This is a genomic window from Mesorhizobium sp. M4A.F.Ca.ET.090.04.2.1 (assembly GCF_003999085.1).
Classification (GTDB): domain Bacteria; phylum Pseudomonadota; class Alphaproteobacteria; order Rhizobiales; family Rhizobiaceae; genus Mesorhizobium.
In genome coordinates this window covers 1-1,890 of sequence record NZ_RZOT01000771.1, presented here as the reverse complement: position 1 = coordinate 1,890, position 1,890 = coordinate 1, and the positions used below count along the sequence as shown (strand labels likewise).

The window sequence follows — 1,890 nt, the reverse complement described above, 5'->3', positions numbered from 1 at the left end:
TCTTAGGGCAAGGTTGTTCCATCTGTCTTTCCTGCTCAGGCGGCCGATGACGCTCGGCGTGCGCGGACTGGTTCACGACCGCACCGCCAATAGCATCTTCCTGATCCGACACACCTATGTGCCCGGCTGGCAGTTGCCGGGCGGCGGCGTCGAGGTCGGCGAAACACTTCTGGAGGCGCTGGCGCGCGAGCTTGCCGAGGAGGGCAACATCAGCATGACGGCGCCGCCAGAGCTGAAGTCGGTGCATTTCAACCGCCGCTCCAGCAGGCGCGATCATGTCGGTTTCTATCTGATCGAGAATTTCAGCCAGACGACGCGAAAACTGCCCGACCATGAAATCGCCGAGGCCGGCTTCTTCCCGCTTGACCGCTTGCCGGAAGCGACGACGCCTGCAACGCTGCGGCGGATCGCCGAGATTTTCACGAAGGCTGAGATCTCGCCCTACTGGTAAGCCTAGGCAGCTTTCCCAAACCGCGCCCGGTCGTGCGGCGCTGCGTAGTCGATTTCCGGCCCGACCGGCACGATGCCCGTCGGATTGATCATTCTGTGGCTGCCGTAGTAATGCGCCTTGATGTGATGCAGGTTGACCGTGCCCGAAACGCTTGGCACCTGATAGAGGTCGCGCAGATAGTTCGACAGGTTCGGATAGTCGGCGATGCGGCGCAGATTGCACCTGAAGTGCCCGACATAGACCGGGTCGAACCGCACCAGCGTGGTGAACAACCGCCAGTCCGCCTCGGTGATGCGGTCGCCTGCGAGATAGCGCTGCTTTGACAGTCGCGTCTCCATCTGGTCGAGCACAGAAAACAACTCTTCGAACGCCTCCTCATAGGCGGCTTGCGTGGTGGCGAAGCCGGCGCGATAGACGCCGTTGTTGATGGCCGGATAGACCACAGCGTTGACGCGATCGATCTCCGCGCGCAGCGCCTCGGGATATAAATCGAGCCCCATGTCTCCCCATTCGTCGAAGGCCGAATTGAGCATGCGAATGATCTCGGAAGATTCGTTGGAGACGATCGTTTCTTCCTTCTTGTCCCACAGCACCGGCACCGTCACCCGGCCCGAATAGGCCGGGTCGGCCTTGCTGTAGATCTGGTGCAGGAAATCGAGGCCGTACAGCGTGTCGCCGGTGGCGCCATCCTGCGGCAGGAAAGTCCAGCCGTGCGCGCCCATCAAATGATGCACCACCGATACCGAAATGACATCTTCCAACTTCTTCAGCACCCGGAAGATCAGTGTCCGGTGCGCCCACGGACACGCCAGCGAGACATAAAGATGGTAGCGGCCGGGCTCGGCCTTGAAGCCGCGCGAACGGCCTTCGGCAGGCGCCCCGTCGCGCGTGATCCAGTCACGCCATTGCGACTGCGCCCGCACGAACCTGCCGCCGCTGTCGGCCGTATCGTACCAGCGATCCTGCCACCTGCCTTCGACCAGCAATCCCATGCAAAACTCCATTGCGCCCTGAGGCCCATGTAGGCGCAGGGTCGCGATCCCGAAGGCCCGATGTGCTGAACAGACCGTCACTCGACCCAAACGGTCGATGAAATTGTGCGGATTGCAGCGGCCGGAAATTTTTGCTAGCGGGAACTCCGCATGTTTGACTTTGCCACGATCCGGTTCGACCGACGACGAAAGGGCGCCCGCGCTTGATGAAGCGCTGACTGGCGAACGCTGCCGCTTGCAGCAAACCCTTCCTCGCATACCGGAACGCGAAGACCATGAGCCTTGCCGACGTCGAATACCTGCCGGAAACCCCGGCGCATGACTCCGAAATCGAAGCCATCAACGACGAAGCCTTCGGGCCGGGCCGCTTCGTGCTCGCCGCCTACAAGATCCGCGAGGCGGGAGGCACGAACGTGCAATGTCCTTCGTCGCCGTCGATGGCGATAC

2 protein-coding genes and 1 pseudogene are annotated in these 1,890 nt (G+C 61.8%); 2 read left to right on the top strand and 1 reads right to left on the bottom strand.

What is annotated here, in order from left to right:
• On the top strand, positions 1-451 hold a 451-nt coding region (locus EN781_RS31600), incomplete at its 5' end, for an NUDIX domain-containing protein (RefSeq protein WP_127400686.1).
• Positions 452-453: 2 nt separating this feature from the next.
• On the opposite strand, the gene EN781_RS31595 is transcribed toward EN781_RS31600, so the two are convergent.
• Positions 454-1,443 carry a glutathione S-transferase family protein gene (locus tag EN781_RS31595; protein ID WP_126058605.1) on the bottom strand — a complete coding sequence of 330 codons (990 nt, stop codon included), beginning with the start codon at positions 1,441-1,443 and terminating at the stop codon, positions 454-456.
• Positions 1,444-1,718: 275 nt separating this feature from the next.
• Here EN781_RS31595 and EN781_RS35615 point away from each other — a divergent pair.
• A pseudogene (locus tag EN781_RS35615) lies at positions 1,719-1,890 on the top strand (GNAT family N-acetyltransferase); the annotation flags it as partial.

What these genes read in the sequence shown, in the direction of transcription:
- EN781_RS31595 (WP_126058605.1), bottom strand. Translation starts at nt 1,443, where the DNA reads ATGGGATTGCTGGTCGAAGGCAGGTGGCAGGATCGCTGGTACGATACG.